We start from the raw sequence: 20,798 nt of genomic DNA on the forward strand, positions 1-20,798 counted from the left end.
TCAGAGGGCTTTAAAGAAACAGGAAGAGCTAAATTTTAACGACTCGTTGAGCAAAAATAGCTTCTGGTTCTGACACCCAAGACACTAACCGCTGCATATTATTCACTCCAAGCGAGCTACACAATTCAATGCGCCCTGTAGATTTGGCTAAAATGAGCTCCCCCATCTCTTGAGCATAATTATCGGATAATCGGCGCATTAACTGAGCTGTTACGCCTTCACTTGGTTCAATAATTTCACATTCACTCCCTAACGCCTTTTCGAACAAATGTTTAACCAAAGGATAATGAGTACAAGCGAGAACCAAGGTGTCTATCTTTTTCATCAGCATGTCTTCACTGAGTTGATGAATGGTTTGCTCTATTTGCTTTTGAGTCTCCGGCCACGCATCAATATCAAAAGCCAGCGTATCACTGGACATAATAGACACTTGACTATCCGCCTTCCAAAGCTCAATCAGTTGATTAAGGCGCGCACTTTTTGCAGTGACAGGTGTGGCAAGTACGGCGACCTTACGTTGCTTACTAATTCGAAAAGCTGGTTTAACAGCAGGTTCAACACCAATAATAGGCAGTGACGTAGTGGCTCTTAAGGCGTCTATAGCTGCAACCGTTGCTGTGTTACAAGCCACTACAATGGCGGAGACTTTTTCAGTTTCAAAGAATCGTCCAACCCTTACCAGCCGATCTTGTAACTGAGCAATAGTTTTGTTGCCATAAGGTGCAAATTCATCATCAGCCAAATAGACTAAATCAAGATAAGGTTGTTTCTTATGAATAGCATTAAGGATGGTTAATCCGCCAGCACCTGAATCAATCACGCCAATTTTCAATCAAGCTTCTCCATCGACTTTAAACGATAGCTCAGACGCAGGGTTATTTACCAATACTGGAAACTCAACTGGCTCACGTTCTAATTCAACACCGTATAGATCTAAAATCGATTCTTTGATTTGAGCTTCAAGCACCATTAAAGGTGCTGCATTTTCTTCCGAATAATTCACTAACACCAAAGCTTGTTTATCATAAACACCAACGCCTTGGTATTTTTTACCTTTCCATCCCGCTTGATCAATCAGCCATCCAGCCGCCAATTTAAAGCCACTTTCGAATGGAAAAGAAACCAGATTAGGAAAACGTTTTTTTAGCTCATCATGTTGCTCTGAACTAACAATCGGATTCTTAAAAAAACTACCTGCATTTGCCAATTCACTCGGATTTGGTAGTTTTTCTTGTCGTACTTTGCAAACAGTCTCAAAGACTTTTTTAAGACTTGGTTCACCTTCAACACGATTAGCCAAACCGCCATAACTTAATAATAAATCAGCGTGCTTTTTAAGTGTTAATTCAACAGATGTGATAATTAATTTATTCTTCCACTTGCCTTTGAAATGACTGTCTCGGTAAGCAAAGCCACAATCACGGGCATTAACCCAATAAACGTCGCCTGTTGTTTGGTCAATTACCTGAACACGCGCTAAAACGTCTTTTATTTCTACGCCATAAGCGCCAATATTTTGGACTGGTGCAGCACCAATAGTGCCTGGAATTAAGGCAAGGTTTTCAATGCCATACCACTCTTGTTCGATGGCATGCTCTACTACATTGTGCCAAGTTTCACCCGCCGCTACAGTAAAGCTAACCAAATCACCTAAATGCTCACGCGCCTTCATTCCAGCTAATCGATTGATAATCACCAAACCTGAAATATCATTAGAAATCAGTAAATTACTGCCACCACCAATTATAGTGACCTTAATATCAAGACGATTAGCCCAGGCAAGCAGAACTTTCAATGACTCAAGTGTTTCTGCCACCGCAAAATATTCAGCCTGATAGGAAAAACGAAATGTGTTGTAAGCCGCTAAAGAAACATTCTTCTGAATACTTTCCTCAACTTTATGTGTAAACGAAACTTCTGTGTTAAATGGCATAATCGTTAGCTGATTTAATGTTTTTTGAATTAAGTGAATACGTTAGCTTGATGAATGAAGATGAAGAACAAAAGCTTCTGATATTTGCGTAAGATGCTCTCTCATCAAAGTAAATCCCTCGTCGCCACCGTAATATGGATCTGCAACCTCACCAAACGATACACTCGGATGAAACTCGCCAAACATAACTAACTTTGCTCGACTGTGCTCTGGCTGAATCTGACGAAGATTTGCTAGGTTTTCTTTATCCATTGCAAGAATCCAGTCAAATTCATTAAAGTCTGCTTGAACAACTTGGCGAGCCTTCTGCTGAGCAATATTGACACTAACTTGTTTCAAAGCTGCAATTGATCTGGAATCTGGTGGATTACCGACGTGATAAGCGGCGGTTCCAGCCGAATCGAGTTCCAAAGCGATTTTATTATAAGAAGCGACGTTCTCTAAAATGCCCTGCGCTGCTGGTGATCGACAAATATTGCCTAAACACACTGTCAACACTTTGAACTGTCTCATTTTTCTAAACGTTCTTCCGCGGTTAATGTACGCGCTTCTGTTTCCAGTAAAACGGGTATACCTTCTCGAACTGGATATGCCATACCACCAATCTTACTAATCAGTTCTGTACCATCTTTACTCAAAGTTAAGGTGGCTTTTGTTACCGGACAAACAAGGATATCTAATAATGTTTTATTCATGCTAATTGTCTACTTTTGATTAAGTTCAACTTTAATAAGGTTTAATTTTTCTATAAATGCGTTTTGAAAACTGTCCGGTAAAGTCAAAGAAACCGGTAAATACCAAACATTTGAATTTGATAATTCAAGCGACTGACATTTCACTGCGTCTTTTTCCGTCATGATAACTTGACCATTCTCTGGGATATCGGACTCTTCGAACGAATGATGATCCGAATACCATTTATGGCTTAAACGACTTTTCGATAAACCCAATGCTGTTAGTGTATCGAGAAAACGTTGAGGATTGCCTATGCCTGCGACCACATGCCACTTAGTATCTTTTAAAAAAGCATCACGGCAATCAATAGTTTTAGACCCATCTAAAGAAACCAAGATGCTTGATACCAAAGGTGCTAATGTTATAGGTAAACTAAGTGCTTGCAGAGAATCTGTCATCACATCTGATACGCTGACGATAAAGTCCACGTTATTTAATCGTTCTACAGGCTCCCTTAATGGACCAACGGGTAACAGCTGACCATTACCAACACCTCTGGAAGCATCCAACATGGCTACTTCAATGTCTCGATTTAGCTGATAATGCTGCATACCGTCATCACACACGACTATATTGACCTCCGTCGTGGCAAGTAAATGCTTAACCGCTTCAGCACGTTTAGGAAAAACCACCATAGGGCAATCAGCTCGTCGCGCTAACATCACAGGCTCATCACCAACATCGCTGGCCAAACTGCTTGCATAAACATGAGTTGGTGCATCAATTTTAACGCCATGTCCTCTAGAAACAATCCCTGGGCGATAACCATGCTCTGATAACAATTTGCATAAGGCGACAACCATAGGTGATTTCCCCGTGCCGCCAACGCTAATATTTCCAACCACAATAACCGGTACTGGTGCTTTATAAGACGTGTCTTTTTGCTCTAAGAATGTTTTTCTCTTTTTAAGTACTGCTTTTTTCACTAATGGCTGAAGTGGTCGAAACACGTTTGTCCAACCACAACGGCCGTACCAAGAGCGAGTAAAGAGCGATTCTAGGCTCACTGAGCCGTCTCTTTTTGGGCTGTATGAGCAAGCTTAGTAATACCAATTTTTGCCGCAGCATCATAGACTCTAAGTACCATGTCATAAGATGCCTTTGCATCAGCTGTGATGATCAAAGGTCTTGAACTATCGCCTTTTGTGACTTCCCTTAGGCCTTGAACAAGCGTGCCAACTCTTTCATTAATTAGCGTTTGTCCATTAATGACATATTGTCCATCCGCCGTTATAACCAACTCAACATTCTGTGAAACATTTGAGCTAGGAGCGTTAGTCGTCGCCGTTGGTAAATCAATAGTAAGCTCTGTGCTTTGATTGAAAGTCGTACTAACCATAAAGAAAATCAGCAACAAAAAAACAACGTCAATCAACGGAGTTAAATTAATTTGAACGTCATCTATTTTTTGACGTCGAAATTTCACTGAGCCGCTCCTGATTTCTCACGTTCACCGTATAACGCATCAACCAATTTTGTAGATTGTTGCTCCATAGTAACCACCAGCTCATCAATTCTGCGGCTGAAAAAACGATGGAAGATCAAAGCAGGAATTGCAACACCAAGACCAGCGGCCGTCGTTAATAAAGCTTCTGAAATACCGCCAGCCAGTAATGCAGTATTGCCGGCACCGCTTTCCATCAACACAGCAAACACCTTGATCATACCAACAACCGTGCCCAATAATCCCAACAAGGGAGAAATTGCTGCAACGGTGCCAAGTGTATTCATAAATCTCTCTAGTTCATGAATAACATGACTTGCCGCCTCTTGAACACTTTCTTTCATCGCACTACGACCATGTTTCGAGTTCAGAAGACCTGCTGCAAAAATAGACCCTAAGCCAGCTCGCGTTTGCATAGAACGAATGTATTCAATTGTCATTCTATCGTCACGCAATCGCTTCATAACATCAGCCTGAAGACCCTTTGGTGCAACGCTTGCTTTACGAAGCGTCCAGAAACGTTCAAGGATAATTGCCAGCGTCAAAATAGAGCACGCCATTAACGGCCACATGAAAAAACCACCAGTTTGAATAAAGGCTAACACTTTGCACTCCAATTTAATTTTGCATGTAATTTAACACACTCTCTAACTTTTCTACACGCCTGCAAGTATCAGATTTAAAGAGAAAAAAAGAATAAACACAGGAAGAATGCCGTAATAATATCTGATCGTTCTGAAAGTAAAACGTCAATGTCTCATCCGCTGCAATAATAAACCAGTTAACCTGTAAAGCAGTAAGCATAGTTTGCATATTCGTAGACGCCTCTTTCCCTAATAACACCCAGTCAATGTCGTGCTTCAGCCAAACTTCTGGCGAAAAATCCGCTAAAACATTTGGCGATAAAATATACTTATTTTGACCGTTTTCTTTTTGCTTCTCTTTATTTAAATACCATGAAAAGTCCAATTTATTTAAGTCATTTCCTGCCCAACCGTTCGATAACGCCACTCTCCCCTTATCTATTAAAATCAATTTATTATCTTTATTCGTAATACTAAAATGTGCTTCTGGAACATTAAAAATCATAGATAAAAATAATACACACCATACGACTAAAGCGACGCCCCAACCTCTTTTTAAAGGGCTTTGATAAACCCAATAACACACAAGACAGAGCATCAGTATTCTGGGTATTGCAGACGAGTACGACTCAAAAACCAATAATGGCAAGGAAAACACAACCCACTCAATAGCGTAGACCAGATAGTTAAGACTGAACTCTAAGCCTGAATAAAGATACGTTGAATTAAACAACAGCACCTCAACACAAGAAATCATTCCTAATGGAAACCAGAAAAAAGCAGCCAGTGGAATTAAGATAATATTAACTAAAATAGACACGCTAGAAATTTCATCTTGCCAGCCCAGAATTAATACCATGGAAGCAGTACTTAACATGACTTGCACCATTAACAAGCGCAAAATACCCGTCGAATTCTGAGAAAAGCCAATCAGTAAATACACCATACTAAAAGACAACCACAAACCAGGACTCAGTACAGATCTAGGCTCTATCAATAAAACCAGCCACAAAGCAAAAGTAATGATGTGATATGGTGACAATTTGAGCGCCAGCATGCGAGCGCATAAATAAACACTCAACATAATTGCAGCCCTAACAACTGGCTCTCCCCACCCTGTTAAATATGCATAAGCGAATAATAATGGGATAACAATAAGCGCATCAAAATGCCAACGAGTAATACCTGAAAGCATCACCCTGCCTGGACTCAGTTGCCAAAAAGCCCGACTAATGACACCACCTATGACAAACATAAAGCCTGTATGCAAACCGGAAACAACAAATAAATGAGCCAACCCAAGCGTACGAACAATCCACGTATCTCGCTCGCTCCATAAATCATCTTGACCCAACAGCAATGCTTTTGAAAAACGCCAATTAGAAAATTGGTCCAGTCTTACATCAAGCCGATCAATTAAGCTGTCTCTCAATGAAAAAACAGAACCTTCTAGACGATCAACATCTGACTCTAAGAAATGAATATCAAGCTGTGCGACTTGCCTTCTTATATAAAGATTACGCTCCCACCAAGCCCCGTTTTTATTCGGTAGAACAATACGCGTGACTCTACCTTGAGCTTGTGTTTCTAGAGGCGTAATTGAAAAAGAAAGTGCGACATTATTGAGTGTTTGACGTGTACCGTCTGGTAAAAAATAAACAACACTGACCTGACAATTTGTCTGTAGGCAAGAAAAATTAGGCGCTTCATTATATTCAATGGACAGCGCCTTTTCCTCGGTGTCAAAAAATACCGTCTGGCCAACACTCAATGGAAAAGAGGGATCGTTCGGAAGTTCACTCAATATAATTAAGATCAAGGATAGAAGTGTCAAAAACAGTGCTATTAATCGCTTTGTCATGATTAAGTAGAGACACACCAGAATGATGTGCGTAGAATACAGCCACAAATAGTCTCTTGGCACCAATATGGCGCCCATCAAAATGGACAAACTACTTAGTAGCATAAGACCTCCATGTCTTAAATTCCTAAATTATTTTTACCTGATTATGCCGAAAAGTTATCTAAAAAAATTCATACCAAATCCGGAAAAACTTAAAGCTAACAAAGCCTTAAAGATTTTGGGTTCGCAGATTTATGAAGCTAATTTATGGCATTTGAATCGAAAATCGGTTGCCCGCGCTTTCTTTAATGGTTTATTTTGGGCTTTTATCCCAATGCCATTTCAAATGCTAGTATCCGCTTTGCTTGCCATCCCCTTACGCGCAAACATCCCTGTCTCTCTCGCTTTAGTGTGGATAACAAACCCTCTTACAATGCCGTTTGTATTTTATTGCAACTACAAGGTCGGCACGTTAATTCTAGGTTCTCACGACGAAAAAAACTTTCGATTATCCGTTGAATGGATTTGGGATAAACTCGAACACATTTGGCTACCCTTGTATGTTGGCTCTGTCGTTCTAGGCTTAATTGTTGGCGCGATAGGGTATGCAACTATTATTACGCTATGGCGACTTCATGCTATTAAACGCTGGAAAGAACGCAAGCTACGTCACAAAAAACAAGCTAATTAAAAACGCTTTACTACAAATAAAAAGCCAAGACTCATTTATAAATCTTGGCTTTTCTCTACTTTTTAGCAACGCAATAATCGCCAAGCAGTCACACGACTATCAACACCTGTCCCTACTTCAAAAGGTGTAAAGACCCTTGAGAGAGACGATAAGCAGAATCCATCCAATTCAGCATTTTTTCATCATGTGTGACAACAAGAAACGCCATGTTATACGTTGTTTTCAGTTCATTGATTAGATTTTGGATTTCCAGCGAGGTTGTTTCATCTAGATTACCTGTTGGTTCATCCATCAGCACACAAGCAGGACGGTTCGCCAAGGCTCGAGCAATTGCAACTCGCTGCCTTTCACCACCAGACAGTTGTGACGGTTTATGGTTCAAACGATCCTTCAAACCAACTTGAGTTAGCAATTCCTCTCCGCGCTGTTTCGCTTCTTTTTTATTCATGCCTGCAATCCACATAGGCATAAGTACATTTTCTAATGCCGAAAACTCAGGAAGCAAATGGTGAAACTGATACACAAACCCCATTTCTTTATTGCGCATTCTAGAGCGCTTAGCATCTTTAAGACTCGACCAAGAGACTTGAGCCAACTTAACATCACCGGTTGTTGCCAAATCTAATCCAGCAAGTAAATTCAATAGAGTTGTTTTACCCGAACCAGACGCACCAACAATGGCGCAAGCTTGACCTTTGTTTAAAGTAAAATCGATAGACTGAAAAACATCGATACTTTGCTTGCCGTCTTGGTATTGCTTAGAAAGTGAACGACACTCCAATACAATATTATCACTCATAGCGTAACGCCTCCGCTGGCTCTACTTTTGATGCTCGCCACGCTGGATATATGGTTGCAACAACTGTCATGATAAAAGCCGATGTGACAATCAATTTCACATCAGACCATTCGAGCTGAGAAGGAAGATAATTGATAAAATATACGTCAGCACTAAGAAACTGCACATCAAGCAATGTCTGCAGACTCGCTAGAATCCCACTAATATTAAGCGCGAGAGTTACCCCTAGCACCACACCAATCAGCGTTCCTAACATGCCAATAAAAATACCTTGAACCACAAATACCCACATAACCTGACCAGAGGTCAGCCCCATGGTTCTTAGAATCGCAATATCATTACGCTTATCAGTAACAACCATCACTAAGGTAGAAACAATATTAAAAGCAGCCACAGCAACAATTAATAATAGCAACAAACCTATCATGGTTTTTTCCATCTTAATGGCTTGAAAAAGATTACCATGAGTACGAGTCCAATCACTGACTCTATTTTGCCCAGGCACTGCTCTTGCTATATCCCAAATACGAGTAGGTGCAACGAATAAATCATCAAAAGAAATACGCAACGCTTCAATAGAATCGTCGTTATAGCGCTTTAATTTCGCAGCATCGGTAATATTAATATAAGCAAGCCCACTGTCTAATTCTGCACCAACTTCAAACGTCCCTACAAGGGTAAAACGTTTCAGCACCGGCGCAACACCCGCAATCGAAACATTCGCTTTCGGTAAAATAGCAGTAACCTTATCGCCTATCTCCACCCTTAACATCTTGGCAAGTTGAGCCCCCAAGACAATCCCAAAACGAGTATCGTTTAGAGCATCCAAAGAACCTGTCGCCATATTCTCATCAATGATTGAGACTTTCTTTTCCATCTCTGGATTAATGCCATTCAAAATAGCGCCATGAACGCTTGATCCAGACTGAAACATAACCTGAGCTTGAATATGTGGGGCAACGCCAACAACATCAGGCATTTTCTCCACTAATTTGGCGGTTGAACGCCAGTCATCTAATTCAGGGTTCCCCCACAAAGTAGCATGAGGAACCATACCCAAAATCCGTTGACGTAATTCTCGGTCAAAACCATTCATCACAGATAAAACGGTAATTAACACCATAACGCCTAATGCTAGGCCTGCAATTGAAGAGAAACTGATAAAAGAAATGAAATGATTGGAACGTTTAGCCCGGGCGTAACGTAAGCCAATGGCAATAGGGAGGAAATTAATCAATGTATGTCCTTGCGTGGCATTTGTCTGGCAAAAAAGGGAGAAGAAGCTTCTCCCTTATAATCAAACCGCCAATCCGTTTACGCGTCGAAATCAATACCTATACGACGACCAACATCTTCGTAAGCTTCGATAACACCACCCAAACCTTGACGGAAACGGTCTTTATCTAGTTTTTCTTTCGTTTTGGCATCCCACAAACGACAGCCGTCTGGAGAAAACTCATCACCCAAAAGAACGTCACCTTTATATAGACCAAATTCTAATTTGTAATCAACTAGAATCATGCCGCCTTCAGCAAAAATCGCTTTTAATACATCATTGACCTTGTATGTAAGCTCTTTGGCTTTTACAAGATCATCGGCTTTTGCCCAACCAAACGATTCAACATGAGATTCGTTGATCATTGGGTCGCCTAAAGCATCGTTTTTCAGGAACAATTCAAATGTTGGTGGTGTTAGTGTTACACCCTCCTCCACACCTAAACGACGACATAAACTACCAGCTGCAACATTTCGAACAACACACTCTACTGGCATCATGTCTAAGCATTTAACCAAAGATTCAGTATCACTTAATAGCTTTTCAAAATGCGTAGGAATGCCTGCTTCTTGTAATTTCGTCATAATGAATGCATTGAACTTATTGTTCACCATGCCTTTGCGGTCAAGTTGCTCTATTCTTTTACCGTCAAATGCAGAGGTATCATCACGAAATACCAGAACCATCTTGTCAGGATCATCTGTACGAAATACAGATTTTGCCTTACCTGCATACAGCTCTTGTCGTTTTTCCATTGGAGAGTCTCCGGTCTTCTTTTATGAGGGGTTAAACTTAATTACTTAAAAAACGTTGTGCAAAGTGAAATGAAACCACTTCTGGGTCTTCAGGTTGTTCTACTGAAGACACATCAATCATTAGAAACTTACCTGCTTTTTGCTCTGTAATCTTGTAAGAATATTCACGTAAGTCCCAGCTAACATCATCTAAGTTGCGGCGACGAACATTAAATAACTTTTGAGTCTCGCCACTGCCAGTAGGAATGGAGAAATCAATAACATCGCCAACACGCGCAATTTTTTCTGGCGATACAGGCGCAAGTACATTATCCGCACCTGGTACAAGGTAAATACCCGCTGCATTTAATGTTGTTTCAAGCCCTGATTGTGACGCATCATTTAGACGTATTCCATAAAGACCATGATGATCAACCCAAATTGGGTAAGATGAAGCATCGTTTTGATTAGATAAATACGCTGAAGACTGATTCAATTGTCGGCCAAAAGTTCCCCATAGACGAACAGCAATAGTATGAGCATCTGAGTTCTCCACTGGAGTCATCCATGGCCCTACTTCAGCATCTTGAACCTCATCACGGAACTGAATTCTCACTAATGTTTTATCTTCACTCTCAGTAAAGCTAAATGCGAAAACGGTCTTTGCTGGGTAAAGTCGGGTAATTTTACTGTATAAAGACGCCCACCAACCTTGTGGATGAAAATCAAAAGCAATGGACGTTATTTGGTCATCCGTTTGTGATGCAATAGATTTACCCTCTCCATATAGAGCCGTAAGAAAGTCAGTAACAACACGCTTAGCCTGATCTTTGTTTGTTGGCACAGAAAACTCAATAGCGTCTTCTTTTTCTACAACACCTACGGCAACCATTGGATGAAAAATAAACGGTGCTCTTGGTGTAACAAAAGGTTTGGCTGGCACTAAGTCTGCAATGGCATCTTCATTCGGAATAACTAATGCGTCTTTTGAAGGTGTAGAGCCTTCTGGAGACTCTAAAGAACTGTGAGTTTTAGCGACGTCTTGGTAATCGTCTGAGTGATCAGTAAAAAACAAACTACAACCTGATAAAAGAACCGCTAACGAACCGACACTGACTAATTGTAATGTGAATTTATTCATACTAATAAAACTCCGGCTTCTACCATGGCATGTCTAACAGCCGCATGATACTTGTCTGAAAGTGGGGTTAATGGCAAACGAATCCCTTCTTTGCATAAACCTAATTGGCTACATGCCCATTTAACAGGAATAGGGTTCGATTCTAAAAATAGATTTTTATGTAACAAGGCAACCGTTTGGTCGATTGAACGCGCTTTCTCCGCATCACCAGCAAGGGCAGACTCTGCTGCTTGTGCAATGGCTTTAGGGGCAACGTTTGCCGTAACAGAAATATTACCTTTTCCGCCGAGCAACATAAGATCAACCGCCGTAGCGTCATCCCCTGAATATACGGCAAAATCTTCTTGTACAGCTTTGATTAATGCCTCACCACGCTCCAAATTACCCGTTGCGTCTTTAACACCAACAATATTTTTAATAGCAGAAAGGCGAGCTACGGTTTCATTTAACATATCGCAAACCGTTCTACCTGGAACATTGTAAAGAATTTGAGGAATATCAACCGCATCTGCAATGGCTTTAAAGTGTAAAAACAAACCTTCTTGAGTCGGCTTATTATAGTAAGGCGTAACCAGCAAGCAAGCATCGGCTCCGGCCTCTTTTGCACTGCGAGTAAGGTGTATCGCCTCGTGAGTTGCATTTGCACCTGTTCCCGCAATAACAGGAACACGACCATTTACTGTTTTGACAACTTGGCGAATAACATTAGCATGCTCTTCTGTCGTCAACGTAGAAGACTCACCGGTTGTACCAACAGCGACAATACCGTGAGTTCCCTCGTTGATATGAAACTCTATTAGATCATCTAATTTGTTAGTATCTACTGCGCCATCTGCTGACATGGGAGTGATAAGCGCAACTAAACTACCTGTGATCATTTCGAGTCTCCATAAAATTATAAGCGCGCCTATAGTAACGCCCATATGCGGGTTTAACAATAATTGAGGGACGTAAAGCCAGAGTAAATTAACAAGAAATCCTATTCAGAGAGATTTTTTGCTTAGCACTTGTTAAGCTAATATTTTTCTTACAGCCAAATAGCCAAGAAACTATTTTTCTTTGAATGTTTCGTAGAACAGAGAGTAACCATTATGACAATAGAAATTGGACAAATTGCACCGGACTTTAGTGCAAAAGACCAAAACGGTGACACCATTACACTTAGCCAATTTAAAGGCAAAAAAGTTGTCTTATATTTTTACCCACGCGACAACACACCAGGCTGCACAGCTCAAGCATGTGACTTACGCGATAACTATGACGAACTTCTTAAACAAGGCTTTGTTGTGCTTGGTATCAGCAGTGATACTGAGAAAAAACATCAAAACTTCATCGAGAAATATGACCTTCCATTCCCATTAATCGCCGATACGGAAAAAGAAGTTCATGAATTATACGAAACATGGCAGCTTAAAAAATTCATGGGTCGTGAGTCAATGGGGACGGTTAGAACCACCTTTATCATTGATGAAGAAGGCCTGATTTCAGATATCATAAGTAAAGTTAAAACCAAAACACATTCAGAACAAATTCTGAAATAGAACTCAGGAGTGAGGCACAACTCATAACAAAAAGGCGATGCGCTAAATAAATAGCACATCGCCTTTTTTCATTCTATTTGCAGGATCTAAGCCTTGAAATAGTCCTTAGCTACGTGTCCAAGTAGTGCCTTCTCGACTATCTAGAAGTTCAATACCCTGACTCGCCAACTCATCTCTAATTTCATCACTACGAGCAAAGTTTTTGTCTTTACGCGACTGCGTTCTTTGATCGATTAAAGCCTGTATTCCCGCTTCATCCAAACCTTCTGACACAGTGCTATTTTGCAGAAAGTATTCAGGGTCTTGATAAAGCAAGCCAAGCAATGTGGCCAATGAAAGCAATTCAGCGGCCAAAACCGAGGTTTTTTCTGCATCTTCTGTTTTCATTTTGTTCAATTCACGAACCAGCTCAAACAAAACAGAAACAGCGACTGCGGTATTAAAGTCATCTTTCATCGCTTCTTCAAAGCGCGTAGTAAAATCGCTAGGAACAAAAGTTGCAGCAACGTCCTGTTGACGCAATGCCGTATAAAGACGTTCTAATGCGACTTTCGCTTCCAACAAACTTTGATCGGAGTAATCAATTGCACTGCGATATTGACTAGAAACCATAAGATAACGAATCACCTCAGGATTAAATTTAGCCAATACGTCTCGAACGGTGAAAAAATTGCCCAGTGATTTAGACATTTTTTCGTTGTTCACTCGAACCGCACCACAATGCATCCAGTAATTTACGTATTTCTCACCCGTTGCCGCTTCTGACTGTGCGATCTCATTTTCATGATGAGGAAACTTAAGATCTGGGCCACCACCATGAATATCAAAATGATTACCTAGGCAATTAGTCGACATAGCAGAACATTCAATATGCCAACCAGGGCGACCTTCTCCCCAAGGAGATGGCCAAGAAACCTCACCTACTTTTGTTTGCTTCCACAATACAAAATCAGCTGGGTGTTCTTTTGCCGCTTCCACATCGATACGGGCACCAGCAAGCATATCTTCAAGTTTACGGTTATTTAACTTACCGTATTCTTCAAACTTCGTTGCACGATAATACACATCGCCAGAGGTACCTTGATAAGCAAAACCTTTTTCAATAAGCACTTGCACCATATCAATAATTTCTTGCATGAACTCGGTCGCTTTTGGCTCACGGTCTGGCAATTTATTACCAAGGCGCAGCTCGTCTTCGCGTTGAGCCTCAATCATTCGCTCAGTCAAAGACTGAGGTGTTTCATTATTTTCTGCTGCACGTTTGATAATCTTGTCATCAACGTCTGTAATGTTACGCACATAATTTAATTCGTAACCTAGATGACGAATAAAACGAGAAATAATATCAAAGGAAATCATCGCGCGTGCATGACCAATATGACAGAAGTCGTATACCGTGTTACCACAAACATACATACTCACTTTGCCTTCAACGATTGGCTTGAAAACTTCTTTTTTCCCTGTAAGGGTGTTATGAACTTTCAACATGCACCTATTTTCCTTTTGCTTCTATTTTTGCCCAAGAATCACGTAATGTTACTGTACGGTTAAACACCATACCGTCCTCTTTTAAATCACGGCAGAAGTAACCTTCTCGCTCAAACTGGAATCCTTGACCTTTATTTGACTTCAATAAAGAGGGTTCTGCTTTTGCAGCTGTGATCGTTGCTAAAGATTCAGAGTTAATAAAGTCTAAGAAGTTCTTATCTTCATAGTTGGCGTCCGGCGCTTCGTTAACGAATAAGCGATCATAAAGATTCACTCTTGCATCAACAGCATGCTTTGCACTTACCCAATGAATTACGCCTTTTGGTTTGTAACCTTCTGGGTTCACACCAAGTGTATTTTCATCGTAGCGACAAAGTAGCTCAACCACTTCACCCGCTTCATTTTTGATTACTTCATCACAGGTAATAACGTAACCACCACGAAGACGAACAGCGCCATCAATCGTCATGCGTTTCCATTTTTTAGGTGGCTCTTCTGCAAAGTCCGCTGCATCAACAAATAAATGCTTACTGAAAGGCACTTCACGAGCGCCCGCGTCTTCGTTTTTCGGATGATTATTTACCGTGAAGATTTCTTCTTTGTCTTTAGGGTAATTTGTTAACGTCACTTTAATCGGGTTTAAAACCACCATGGCGCGATTTGCTGTCGCATCCAAATCTTCACGAATCGCGTGCTCAAGCATACCCACGTCGACTACGCTGTCTGATTTAGTAACACCAATGCGATCACAGAAATTACGAATAGATTTCGCGGTATAGCCACGACGACGTAAGCCAGAAATGGTCGGCATACGAGGGTCATCCCAACCATGTACGTGTTTTTCATCCACCAGCAATTTCAACTTACGCTTACTTGTCACTGTGTAGTTTAAGTTTAGGCGCGCAAATTCAATTTGTTGTGGATGTGCTGTTTTCAACGTGTCCAACACCCAATCGTACAAAGGACGATGATCTTGGAATTCCAGTGTACAAACAGAGTGCGTGATACCTTCAATGGCATCAGACAAACAATGAGTAAAGTCATACATAGGATAAATACACCATTTATCACCAGTTTGGTGATGATGCACACGACGAACTCGATAAATAATCGGATCACGCATATTGATATTTGGGCTCGCCATATCAATTTTTGCACGAAGAACCACTTCACCGTCTTTGTATTTACCATTCGCCATATCATTGAAAAGCGCCATATTTTCTTCGGCACTGCGATCACGGTATGGACTGTTCTTTCCTGGCTCTTTCAAAGTGCCACGGTATTCACGCATTTGCTCAGCATTAAGCTCGCACACATACGCTTTACCTAGCTGAATAAGTTGCTTTGCAAAGTCGAATAACCGATCAAAATAGTCAGAAGCAAACTTAGCCTCTTCTTTCCATTCAAATCCCAACCACTCAACATCACGTTTGATGGATTCAATATACTCAACACTTTCCTTTTCAGGGTTGGTGTCATCAAAACGAAGATTACATTGACCATTGTAACGTTGCGCCAAACCAAAGTTTAGACAAATGGATTTGGCATGACCAATATGTAGGTAACCGTTTGGCTCAGGTGGAAAACGAGTAAGAACCTTGCCTCCGTTCTTGCCGGCTTCGTTATCTTTATCAATGATTTGGGTAATAAAATTACCTGGTTTTGACGTTTCTGACATGTTAGATGTAAGTCCCGATAAATGTTCGTCTGACGATAATGAGTACTTTGACTAACAAGTATATATGATTTCGGTTTCTATAGGATATTGAGTCGGTAAATCTTTTGCCTCTTTTCTTGTTTTTTTACAGCAAAAGCAAAATCATGTATTTCGCGATAAAAAACACCACAACACCGACAAATATTGTCAACAGCTGATGTTGACGCCAAATGCCAATGACAAACGCGGCAAGCCCACCGATCAACCAAGGATTACTAATGGATACATTCATCTGATTATCTGTCATAAAAATCATCGGAATAATAATGGCGGTTAAGACAGCAACGGGCACAAATTTAAGTGCCCTCTCGACAAAAACAGGCATAACGACTTTATGAGCTCGCGCAAACAAAACAAAACGAACACCAAAGGTCACAACAAACATTCCAAATATAATGAGAACCGAATCCAATAAACTCATCGCTCACTTCCTTGTGTATTGCCATCTGTTGATTGGTGAGTATTCGAAGAACTTCCATACACGTCTGCAAGATACCCTGCGACCACCCCAATCACAGCAGACACTAACAAACCAAGATTATTAGGCAACCCCGACAAAACAACCGACGAAACACCCGCACTGAGCATGCAAAACCAAAAAGGACTGTGTTTCAAATACGGTGTAATGATGCCAATAAAAGTAGCCACCATAGCAAATTCAAGCCCCCACTCGCTCATGCCAGGAATCAGCTCACCAGATAAAACGCCTAAAATCGTTGTTACGTTCCACATAATATAAAACGCCAAAAAAGAGCCCAGATAGACTTTATGTCCTGTTTTTTCATCAACTGAGCCTATCCCATACATAGGCCGCACTGCAGCATAGGTTTCATCAACCAAACCAAACCCCATAATCAAACGAACAGACATTGGTAAATGCTTCACATATTTCACCATATCTGCCGCATACAGAAGATGTCTCAGATTGACAATAAAGGTTGTCGATACAATGACCCAAATCGGCGCATGTATCGCAATTAAGCCTACAGCAACAAATTGAGCAGAGCCTGCAAAAACGATGGCAGACATCGCAATAGCAAACCAAGGGCTCAAACCATAGCTTGATGCTAACGAGCCAAATAAAAGCCCAAAAGGAACACCACCGAGTATCATCGGCATGGAAACCACTGCGCCTCGCTGCATGTGCTGTCGTGTATTCATGTGCTCTAATACCTTCATATGCTTTGTTTTCTTTTGATAAGTCTCAATGGTTTCTCCAGAGATTTTTCCATGTATACATCCGCTCTTTCATACAAAGACGGCTTTGGCGGTAACATTTCAATAAAGCCGTTTTTATCATAAAGATGTCTAGCCGCCGTTAAACAAGAAGCCGTCTCTAAGGTTAATTTAGTCATGCCAACAGATTGCGCTGTTTCAAACACATGGGACAACAACGCTTGAGCAATGCCTTTGCCTTGGCAATGCTCAGCAACGGACAGTTTCAAAATCTCCGCTGTTTGTCCATCACCATGCTGAGCCAAGACGATAGTACCAAGCGCCACATTTTGTTGGTTAGCTTCTCGTATTGCGACCCACACTGTTCCGCCATGCTGAGCTACGTATTCTAAAGGCCTCTCTAAAAGAGCCAAATCATGCTCTGAAATCTGGTTAGGAAAATATCGTTCCAGCCAAGCCATATTAAGGTTATAAAAGCTTTTCTCATGATGACGACTAAGCTCTATAATTTTAAACGGCAGCAATCTATCTAATACTTTATTAGCTAATCCTTCGCTAAAGACCTGCTTTTCTAACGCTTCGAGACCCGCCATAAAATTATCGCTACTGAAGTCTGTAAATTGCTCAATGACGACTTTCATTTCTTCCAAGACTGGCTCAACCTTTAACATAGCCGCCAAGCCCTTTTCGGAAAGACTCAACAACGAGCGCCTTTGATCATCTTCATCGGCATTCTTATCGAGTAAATACTCTTTCAGCATTTTAGCGGTCTGTTTACTAACCGCTGGGTGACTTAAATGCAGACTCTCAGCGATTTCCATCACTGACAAACTTCCCATTTTTTGCAATAGCTTAAGAATAGGGAAATAAGTGGATGAAATAGGAACATCACACTGCAAATAAATCTCTTGAACTTCCGCAAACAAATAATCACTCAAACGCTTAAGTCGACTCCCTAGAGTCAATACACCAAACTGCTCCATTTTCCCTTCCACAACAAACAATATAGGTAACCAGTTACGTATATTTAATTTATCTCACCCAATTGCACTTTACAATCTTCTTTTACTGCTTCCTCTTAAATCCCTCTACTTTTGTGTTTTTCATTTAGTCTCATTGATTTATTTGATAAAAAATAAGGTCTGTTATACTCCGCACATCAATTTCTTTTACTTTTATACCGTCATCAATAAAAGCCGATGTCTAGGAAGCAAACATGTCAGAAAAAGCCGTTGTAGTGTATTCAGGTGGAATGGATTCGTTCACTGTTTTGAATACAGCAATCCAAAATGGATTAGACGTTTACGCTTTGTCCTTTAACTACGGACAAAAGCACAGTAAAGAATTAGAAGTGGCTGCATTGGTTTGCAAGGAACTAAACATCCCTCACAAGGTTGTCGACATTACGGCGATCAATAGCTTAATGGCCAATTCATCTCTAACCGGCGGTGCTGACATCCCTGAAGGCCATTACGAAGACGACAATATGAAGTCCACAGTTGTGCCAAACCGCAACATGGTTTTATTGTCTATGGCGATTGCTTACGCCGTCTCTTTGGAGATTGGTAAGGTGTATTATGGTGCTCATTCTGGCGATCATCACATCTATCCAGATTGCCGACCTGAATTTGTCGAAGCCATGAATGCGGTGTCAAAAATTGCTAACTACCAATCGGTTGAAATCGTCACGCCTTTTTTACATTCCTCTAAAGGTGCCATTCTAAAAGCAGGCTTGGACATGCAATTAGATTACGGAAAAACCTGGACTTGTTATAACGGGAGAGAAAAATCCTGTGGTAAATGCGGCGCTTGCCATGAGCGTTTAGAAGCTTTTACTGAACAAGGCAAAACCGATCCATTAGATTATGAAGCGTAAAATTCTTAGATTACATTAGGGTTTATTGTATCCACGGTGGCGTCTTTGCTTACAAACACATAAAATGCCCGATATTAATTAGACACTTAGTAAATTTTAACCATTCAGCCATTTATAGAACAAGGAATATAAAATGATCATTTTACATACAAACCACGGTGACATTCACGTAGAACTAGATTACGAAAAAGCACCAAAAACTGCGAAAAACTTTGAAGAATATGTCTCTTCTGGCTTTTATGATGGTGTTGTTTTTCACCGCGTAATCAATAACTTCATGGTTCAAGGTGGCGGTTTTGAAGTAGGCATGACACAAAAAGAAACTCAAAAAACCATTGAAAACGAAGCGGACAATGGCCTGAAAAATGAAATTGGCACACTAGCAATGGCTCGTACATCTGACCCACACTCTGCTTCTGCTCAGTTTTTCATTAACGTCGCAGACAATGCTTTCCTAAACCACACAGCAAAAACATCACAAGGTTGGGGTTATGCTGTTTTCGGTAAAGTGACTGCAGGCATGGACGTAGTAAACAAAATCAAAGAAGTAAAAACGACAATGAAAGCTGGACATCAAGATGTTCCAGCGGAAGACGTTATTATCGAAAGCGCTGAACTTGTAAAATAATGATCCGTTATTTCATTTCAGATCTACATCTTAGCGACAAACGCCCGGATCTTATCCGGGCGTTTGTTCTAATGACAAAAGAACTTATAGCGCGCAAAGAAAAAGCTGAGCTTTATATTCTTGGCGACTTCTATGAAGCATGGATCGGTGACGATTTTCAAGCCGACTGGAATACCAACATAGAAAACGCCCTACTTGATGTTTCTCAATCTGGCATCACTCTGTATTTCTTACACGGAAATAGAGACTTTCTGATTGGTGACGCATGGCTAACTCGTGTAGGCGCCTCACTTATTCAAGAGCAAACTTTATTGCCCCTGGAAAAAAACTCTGTGCTCCTTACTCATGGCGATGAATATTGCCTAGAAGATGTGGAATATCAGAAGTTCAGACAAACCATACGCTCTAACGCATGGCAAACTCAAATACTGGCTTTACCGCTAGAACAACGAATCGCTCTTGCCGCTCAACTTCGCAATGACAGTAAATCCATGGCCTCAGAAAAATCCATCGGGATTATGGATGTTACAGAAACAGCAGTGAATGATTCTCTTAATCTACATCATTGCAAAACAATCATTCACGGTCATACTCATCGCCCGAATATACATAAGACAAAAAACACATTACGCTGTGTTTTAGGTGACTGGGATACAGACGTTTACTTGGCAAGCATCAAAGAGAATCACTACTCTCAATCTAAAGCGACCGTAGAAAACTTTAATAAAGACGGTTTAAAATCCCTTCAGGTTTTCCATGAAGAGACGCTTTATTAGAAACCTCCAAAGCGAAACATTCTAATCCAAAATAAAACGCCAGCTTTTGCTGGCATTTTTATGTGATGATTTTTTAAGTGGTTTTGATAAAAAATAGTCTGATTAACACTTTAAAAGAGTTTTGACCCACTCTGTCTCAGAAGAATTCCTAGAGCGTTCAAATTCAATATTACGATTATGCACCATGGTCATTGCTCGAAAAAAAGCATTATTCATGATCGTCGAATCCAGCTGCACACCGTACATTTTACGCCAATGCATGTCAGCCTTAGCAGCCAGCACCTGATATAAAAAATCCAATTCTAGTGAACCTTTGTACATCACGTTAATATCGACCATTGGATTTACTTTCATTATTTCTAACAAAAGCCAATAGGTTACATCCGGAAGCGTTTCACTTTTCTGTGTCCCCATAA

At 40.7% G+C, this 20,798-nt stretch carries 24 protein-coding genes; 5 read left to right on the top strand and 19 right to left on the bottom strand.

Translation table 11 applies throughout. From position 1 onward, the window contains the following. Positions 1-28: 28 nt before the first annotated feature. From murI to MUS1_RS03545, 8 genes are read right to left on the bottom strand one after another with little or no spacing between them, the layout of a single operon-like run. Positions 29-832, bottom strand: coding sequence for a glutamate racemase (gene murI / locus MUS1_RS03510; RefSeq protein WP_036159263.1), 804 nt, complete (start codon positions 830-832; stop codon positions 29-31). After that, on the bottom strand, positions 833-1,933 hold the full coding sequence (murB, locus tag MUS1_RS03515) for a UDP-N-acetylmuramate dehydrogenase (RefSeq protein ID WP_051436088.1): 1,101 nt from the start codon (positions 1,931-1,933) through the stop codon (positions 833-835). A gap of 42 nt (positions 1,934-1,975) precedes the next feature. Continuing rightward, on the bottom strand, positions 1,976-2,446 hold the full coding sequence (locus MUS1_RS03520; RefSeq protein WP_036159265.1) for a low molecular weight protein-tyrosine-phosphatase: 471 nt from the start codon (positions 2,444-2,446) through the stop codon (positions 1,976-1,978). Continuing rightward, positions 2,443-2,628 (bottom strand): Trm112 family protein, encoded by a 186-nt coding sequence (locus MUS1_RS03525; RefSeq protein ID WP_036159267.1) that lies wholly within the window; start codon positions 2,626-2,628, stop codon positions 2,443-2,445. The genes MUS1_RS03520 and MUS1_RS03525 overlap by 4 nt, the downstream gene beginning before the upstream one ends. A 9-nt stretch (positions 2,629-2,637) precedes the next feature. After that, positions 2,638-3,675: a tetraacyldisaccharide 4'-kinase gene (gene lpxK / locus MUS1_RS03530; RefSeq protein WP_036159269.1), complete on the bottom strand. Its 1,038-nt coding sequence runs from the start codon at positions 3,673-3,675 to the stop codon at positions 2,638-2,640. Continuing rightward, a complete protein-coding gene (locus MUS1_RS03535) occupies positions 3,672-4,094 on the bottom strand; it encodes an ExbD/TolR family protein (RefSeq protein ID WP_036159270.1) in 423 nt (140 codons plus the stop codon). The genes lpxK and MUS1_RS03535 overlap by 4 nt, the downstream gene beginning before the upstream one ends. After that, positions 4,091-4,717 (bottom strand): MotA/TolQ/ExbB proton channel family protein, encoded by a 627-nt coding sequence (locus tag MUS1_RS03540; protein ID WP_036159273.1) that lies wholly within the window; start codon positions 4,715-4,717, stop codon positions 4,091-4,093. Before MUS1_RS03540 ends, MUS1_RS03535 begins: the two co-directional genes overlap by 4 nt. Positions 4,718-4,730: 13 nt before the next feature. After that, a complete protein-coding gene (locus MUS1_RS03545; protein WP_084035544.1) occupies positions 4,731-6,662 on the bottom strand; it encodes a ComEC/Rec2 family competence protein in 1,932 nt (643 codons plus the stop codon). A 115-nt stretch (positions 6,663-6,777) separates the two neighbouring features. On the opposite strand from MUS1_RS03545, the gene MUS1_RS03550 reads away from it, so the two are divergent. Next, complete coding sequence (locus MUS1_RS03550; RefSeq protein ID WP_245595732.1) at positions 6,778-7,230, top strand: DUF2062 domain-containing protein; 453 nt, start codon at positions 6,778-6,780, stop codon at positions 7,228-7,230. A 112-nt stretch (positions 7,231-7,342) separates the two neighbouring features. On the opposite strand, the gene MUS1_RS03555 is transcribed toward MUS1_RS03550, so the two are convergent. From MUS1_RS03555 to dapA, 5 genes are all read right to left on the bottom strand, one after another. Further along, positions 7,343-8,029: an ABC transporter ATP-binding protein gene (locus MUS1_RS03555; protein ID WP_036159276.1), complete on the bottom strand. Its 687-nt coding sequence runs from the start codon at positions 8,027-8,029 to the stop codon at positions 7,343-7,345. Beyond that, positions 8,022-9,266, bottom strand: coding sequence for a lipoprotein-releasing ABC transporter permease subunit (locus MUS1_RS03560; RefSeq protein ID WP_036159278.1), 1,245 nt, complete (start codon positions 9,264-9,266; stop codon positions 8,022-8,024). The genes MUS1_RS03555 and MUS1_RS03560 overlap by 8 nt, the downstream gene beginning before the upstream one ends. Before the next feature lie 77 nt (positions 9,267-9,343). Further along, positions 9,344-10,060 carry a phosphoribosylaminoimidazolesuccinocarboxamide synthase gene (gene purC / locus MUS1_RS03565; protein WP_036159279.1) on the bottom strand — a complete coding sequence of 239 codons (717 nt, stop codon included), beginning with the start codon at positions 10,058-10,060 and terminating at the stop codon, positions 9,344-9,346. Between the two features lie 37 nt (positions 10,061-10,097). After that, positions 10,098-11,180, bottom strand: a complete 1,083-nt coding sequence (locus MUS1_RS03570; protein WP_036159281.1) for a hypothetical protein — start codon at positions 11,178-11,180, stop codon at positions 10,098-10,100. Then, the gene (gene dapA, locus MUS1_RS03575) at positions 11,177-12,058 is read right to left on the bottom strand and encodes a 4-hydroxy-tetrahydrodipicolinate synthase (protein WP_036159283.1); all 882 of its coding nucleotides are present in this window, start codon (positions 12,056-12,058) and stop codon (positions 11,177-11,179) included. Before dapA ends, MUS1_RS03570 begins: the two co-directional genes overlap by 4 nt. 213 nt (positions 12,059-12,271) lie before the next feature. Between dapA and bcp the strand changes: the two genes are divergently transcribed. After that, positions 12,272-12,721 (top strand): thioredoxin-dependent thiol peroxidase, encoded by a 450-nt coding sequence (gene bcp, locus MUS1_RS03580; protein WP_036159285.1) that lies wholly within the window; start codon positions 12,272-12,274, stop codon positions 12,719-12,721. A 105-nt stretch (positions 12,722-12,826) separates the two neighbouring features. Here bcp and cysS read toward each other — a convergent pair whose 3' ends face one another. The 5 genes from cysS to MUS1_RS03605 form a co-directional block, all read right to left on the bottom strand. Then, entirely contained in the window at positions 12,827-14,209 is a 1,383-nt protein-coding gene (cysS, locus tag MUS1_RS03585) for a cysteine--tRNA ligase (RefSeq protein WP_036159287.1), read from the bottom strand. A 4-nt stretch (positions 14,210-14,213) separates the two neighbouring features. Beyond that, on the bottom strand, positions 14,214-15,887 hold the full coding sequence (locus MUS1_RS03590; protein ID WP_036159290.1) for a glutamine--tRNA ligase/YqeY domain fusion protein: 1,674 nt from the start codon (positions 15,885-15,887) through the stop codon (positions 14,214-14,216). Positions 15,888-16,011: 124 nt separating this feature from the next. Continuing rightward, positions 16,012-16,347 (bottom strand): AzlD domain-containing protein, encoded by a 336-nt coding sequence (locus MUS1_RS03595; protein WP_036159291.1) that lies wholly within the window; start codon positions 16,345-16,347, stop codon positions 16,012-16,014. Beyond that, on the bottom strand, positions 16,344-17,087 hold the full coding sequence (locus MUS1_RS03600; protein ID WP_036159693.1) for an AzlC family ABC transporter permease: 744 nt from the start codon (positions 17,085-17,087) through the stop codon (positions 16,344-16,346). Before MUS1_RS03600 ends, MUS1_RS03595 begins: the two co-directional genes overlap by 4 nt. Positions 17,088-17,101: 14 nt before the next feature. Continuing rightward, the gene (locus MUS1_RS03605) at positions 17,102-18,085 is read right to left on the bottom strand and encodes a bifunctional helix-turn-helix transcriptional regulator/GNAT family N-acetyltransferase (protein ID WP_051436089.1); all 984 of its coding nucleotides are present in this window, start codon (positions 18,083-18,085) and stop codon (positions 17,102-17,104) included. 233 nt (positions 18,086-18,318) lie between these two features. Between MUS1_RS03605 and queC the strand changes: the two genes are divergently transcribed. The 3 genes from queC to MUS1_RS03620 all read left to right on the top strand — a co-directional run bounded on the left by queC (position 18,319) and on the right by MUS1_RS03620 (position 20,382). Then, positions 18,319-18,978, top strand: a complete 660-nt coding sequence (gene queC, locus MUS1_RS03610; RefSeq protein WP_036159293.1) for a 7-cyano-7-deazaguanine synthase QueC — start codon at positions 18,319-18,321, stop codon at positions 18,976-18,978. Positions 18,979-19,111: 133 nt separating this feature from the next. Further along, on the top strand, positions 19,112-19,606 hold the full coding sequence (locus MUS1_RS03615; RefSeq protein WP_036159296.1) for a peptidylprolyl isomerase: 495 nt from the start codon (positions 19,112-19,114) through the stop codon (positions 19,604-19,606). Next, complete coding sequence (locus MUS1_RS03620; RefSeq protein WP_036159298.1) at positions 19,606-20,382, top strand: UDP-2,3-diacylglucosamine diphosphatase; 777 nt, start codon at positions 19,606-19,608, stop codon at positions 20,380-20,382. Before MUS1_RS03615 ends, MUS1_RS03620 begins: the two co-directional genes overlap by 1 nt. A 102-nt stretch (positions 20,383-20,484) precedes the next feature. Here MUS1_RS03620 and MUS1_RS03625 read toward each other — a convergent pair whose 3' ends face one another. Continuing rightward, positions 20,485-20,796 (bottom strand): hypothetical protein, encoded by a 312-nt coding sequence (locus MUS1_RS03625; RefSeq protein WP_036159300.1) that lies wholly within the window; start codon positions 20,794-20,796, stop codon positions 20,485-20,487. Positions 20,797-20,798 lie beyond the last annotated feature (2 nt).

The organism is Marinomonas ushuaiensis DSM 15871 (genome assembly GCF_000521805.1).
GTDB classification, from domain to species: Bacteria; Pseudomonadota; Gammaproteobacteria; order Pseudomonadales; family Marinomonadaceae; genus Marinomonas; species Marinomonas ushuaiensis.

Coding starts and splice junctions, on each gene's coding strand:
- MUS1_RS03620 (WP_036159298.1), top strand. CDS start 19,606: ATGATCCGTTATTTCATTTCAGATCTACATCTTAGCGACAAACGCCCG.
- murB (WP_051436088.1), bottom strand. CDS start 1,933: ATGCCATTTAACACAGAAGTTTCGTTTACACATAAAGTTGAGGAAAGT.
- MUS1_RS03625 (WP_036159300.1), bottom strand. CDS start 20,796: ATGGGGACACAGAAAAGTGAAACGCTTCCGGATGTAACCTATTGGCTT.
- MUS1_RS03545 (WP_084035544.1), bottom strand. CDS start 6,662: ATGCTACTAAGTAGTTTGTCCATTTTGATGGGCGCCATATTGGTGCCA.
- cysS (WP_036159287.1), bottom strand. CDS start 14,209: ATGTTGAAAGTTCATAACACCCTTACAGGGAAAAAAGAAGTTTTCAAG.
- MUS1_RS03590 (WP_036159290.1), bottom strand. CDS start 15,887: ATGTCAGAAACGTCAAAACCAGGTAATTTTATTACCCAAATCATTGAT.
- MUS1_RS03555 (WP_036159276.1), bottom strand. CDS start 8,029: ATGAGTGATAATATTGTATTGGAGTGTCGTTCACTTTCTAAGCAATAC.
- bcp (WP_036159285.1), top strand. CDS start 12,272: ATGACAATAGAAATTGGACAAATTGCACCGGACTTTAGTGCAAAAGAC.
- MUS1_RS03570 (WP_036159281.1), bottom strand. CDS start 11,180: ATGAATAAATTCACATTACAATTAGTCAGTGTCGGTTCGTTAGCGGTT.
- purC (WP_036159279.1), bottom strand. CDS start 10,060: ATGGAAAAACGACAAGAGCTGTATGCAGGTAAGGCAAAATCTGTATTT.
- MUS1_RS03525 (WP_036159267.1), bottom strand. CDS start 2,628: ATGAATAAAACATTATTAGATATCCTTGTTTGTCCGGTAACAAAAGCC.
- MUS1_RS03605 (WP_051436089.1), bottom strand. CDS start 18,085: ATGGAGCAGTTTGGTGTATTGACTCTAGGGAGTCGACTTAAGCGTTTG.
- MUS1_RS03595 (WP_036159291.1), bottom strand. CDS start 16,347: ATGAGTTTATTGGATTCGGTTCTCATTATATTTGGAATGTTTGTTGTG.
- MUS1_RS03520 (WP_036159265.1), bottom strand. CDS start 2,446: ATGAGACAGTTCAAAGTGTTGACAGTGTGTTTAGGCAATATTTGTCGA.
- queC (WP_036159293.1), top strand. CDS start 18,319: ATGTCAGAAAAAGCCGTTGTAGTGTATTCAGGTGGAATGGATTCGTTC.
- dapA (WP_036159283.1), bottom strand. CDS start 12,058: ATGATCACAGGTAGTTTAGTTGCGCTTATCACTCCCATGTCAGCAGAT.
- MUS1_RS03615 (WP_036159296.1), top strand. CDS start 19,112: ATGATCATTTTACATACAAACCACGGTGACATTCACGTAGAACTAGAT.
- MUS1_RS03600 (WP_036159693.1), bottom strand. CDS start 17,087: ATGAATACACGACAGCACATGCAGCGAGGCGCAGTGGTTTCCATGCCG.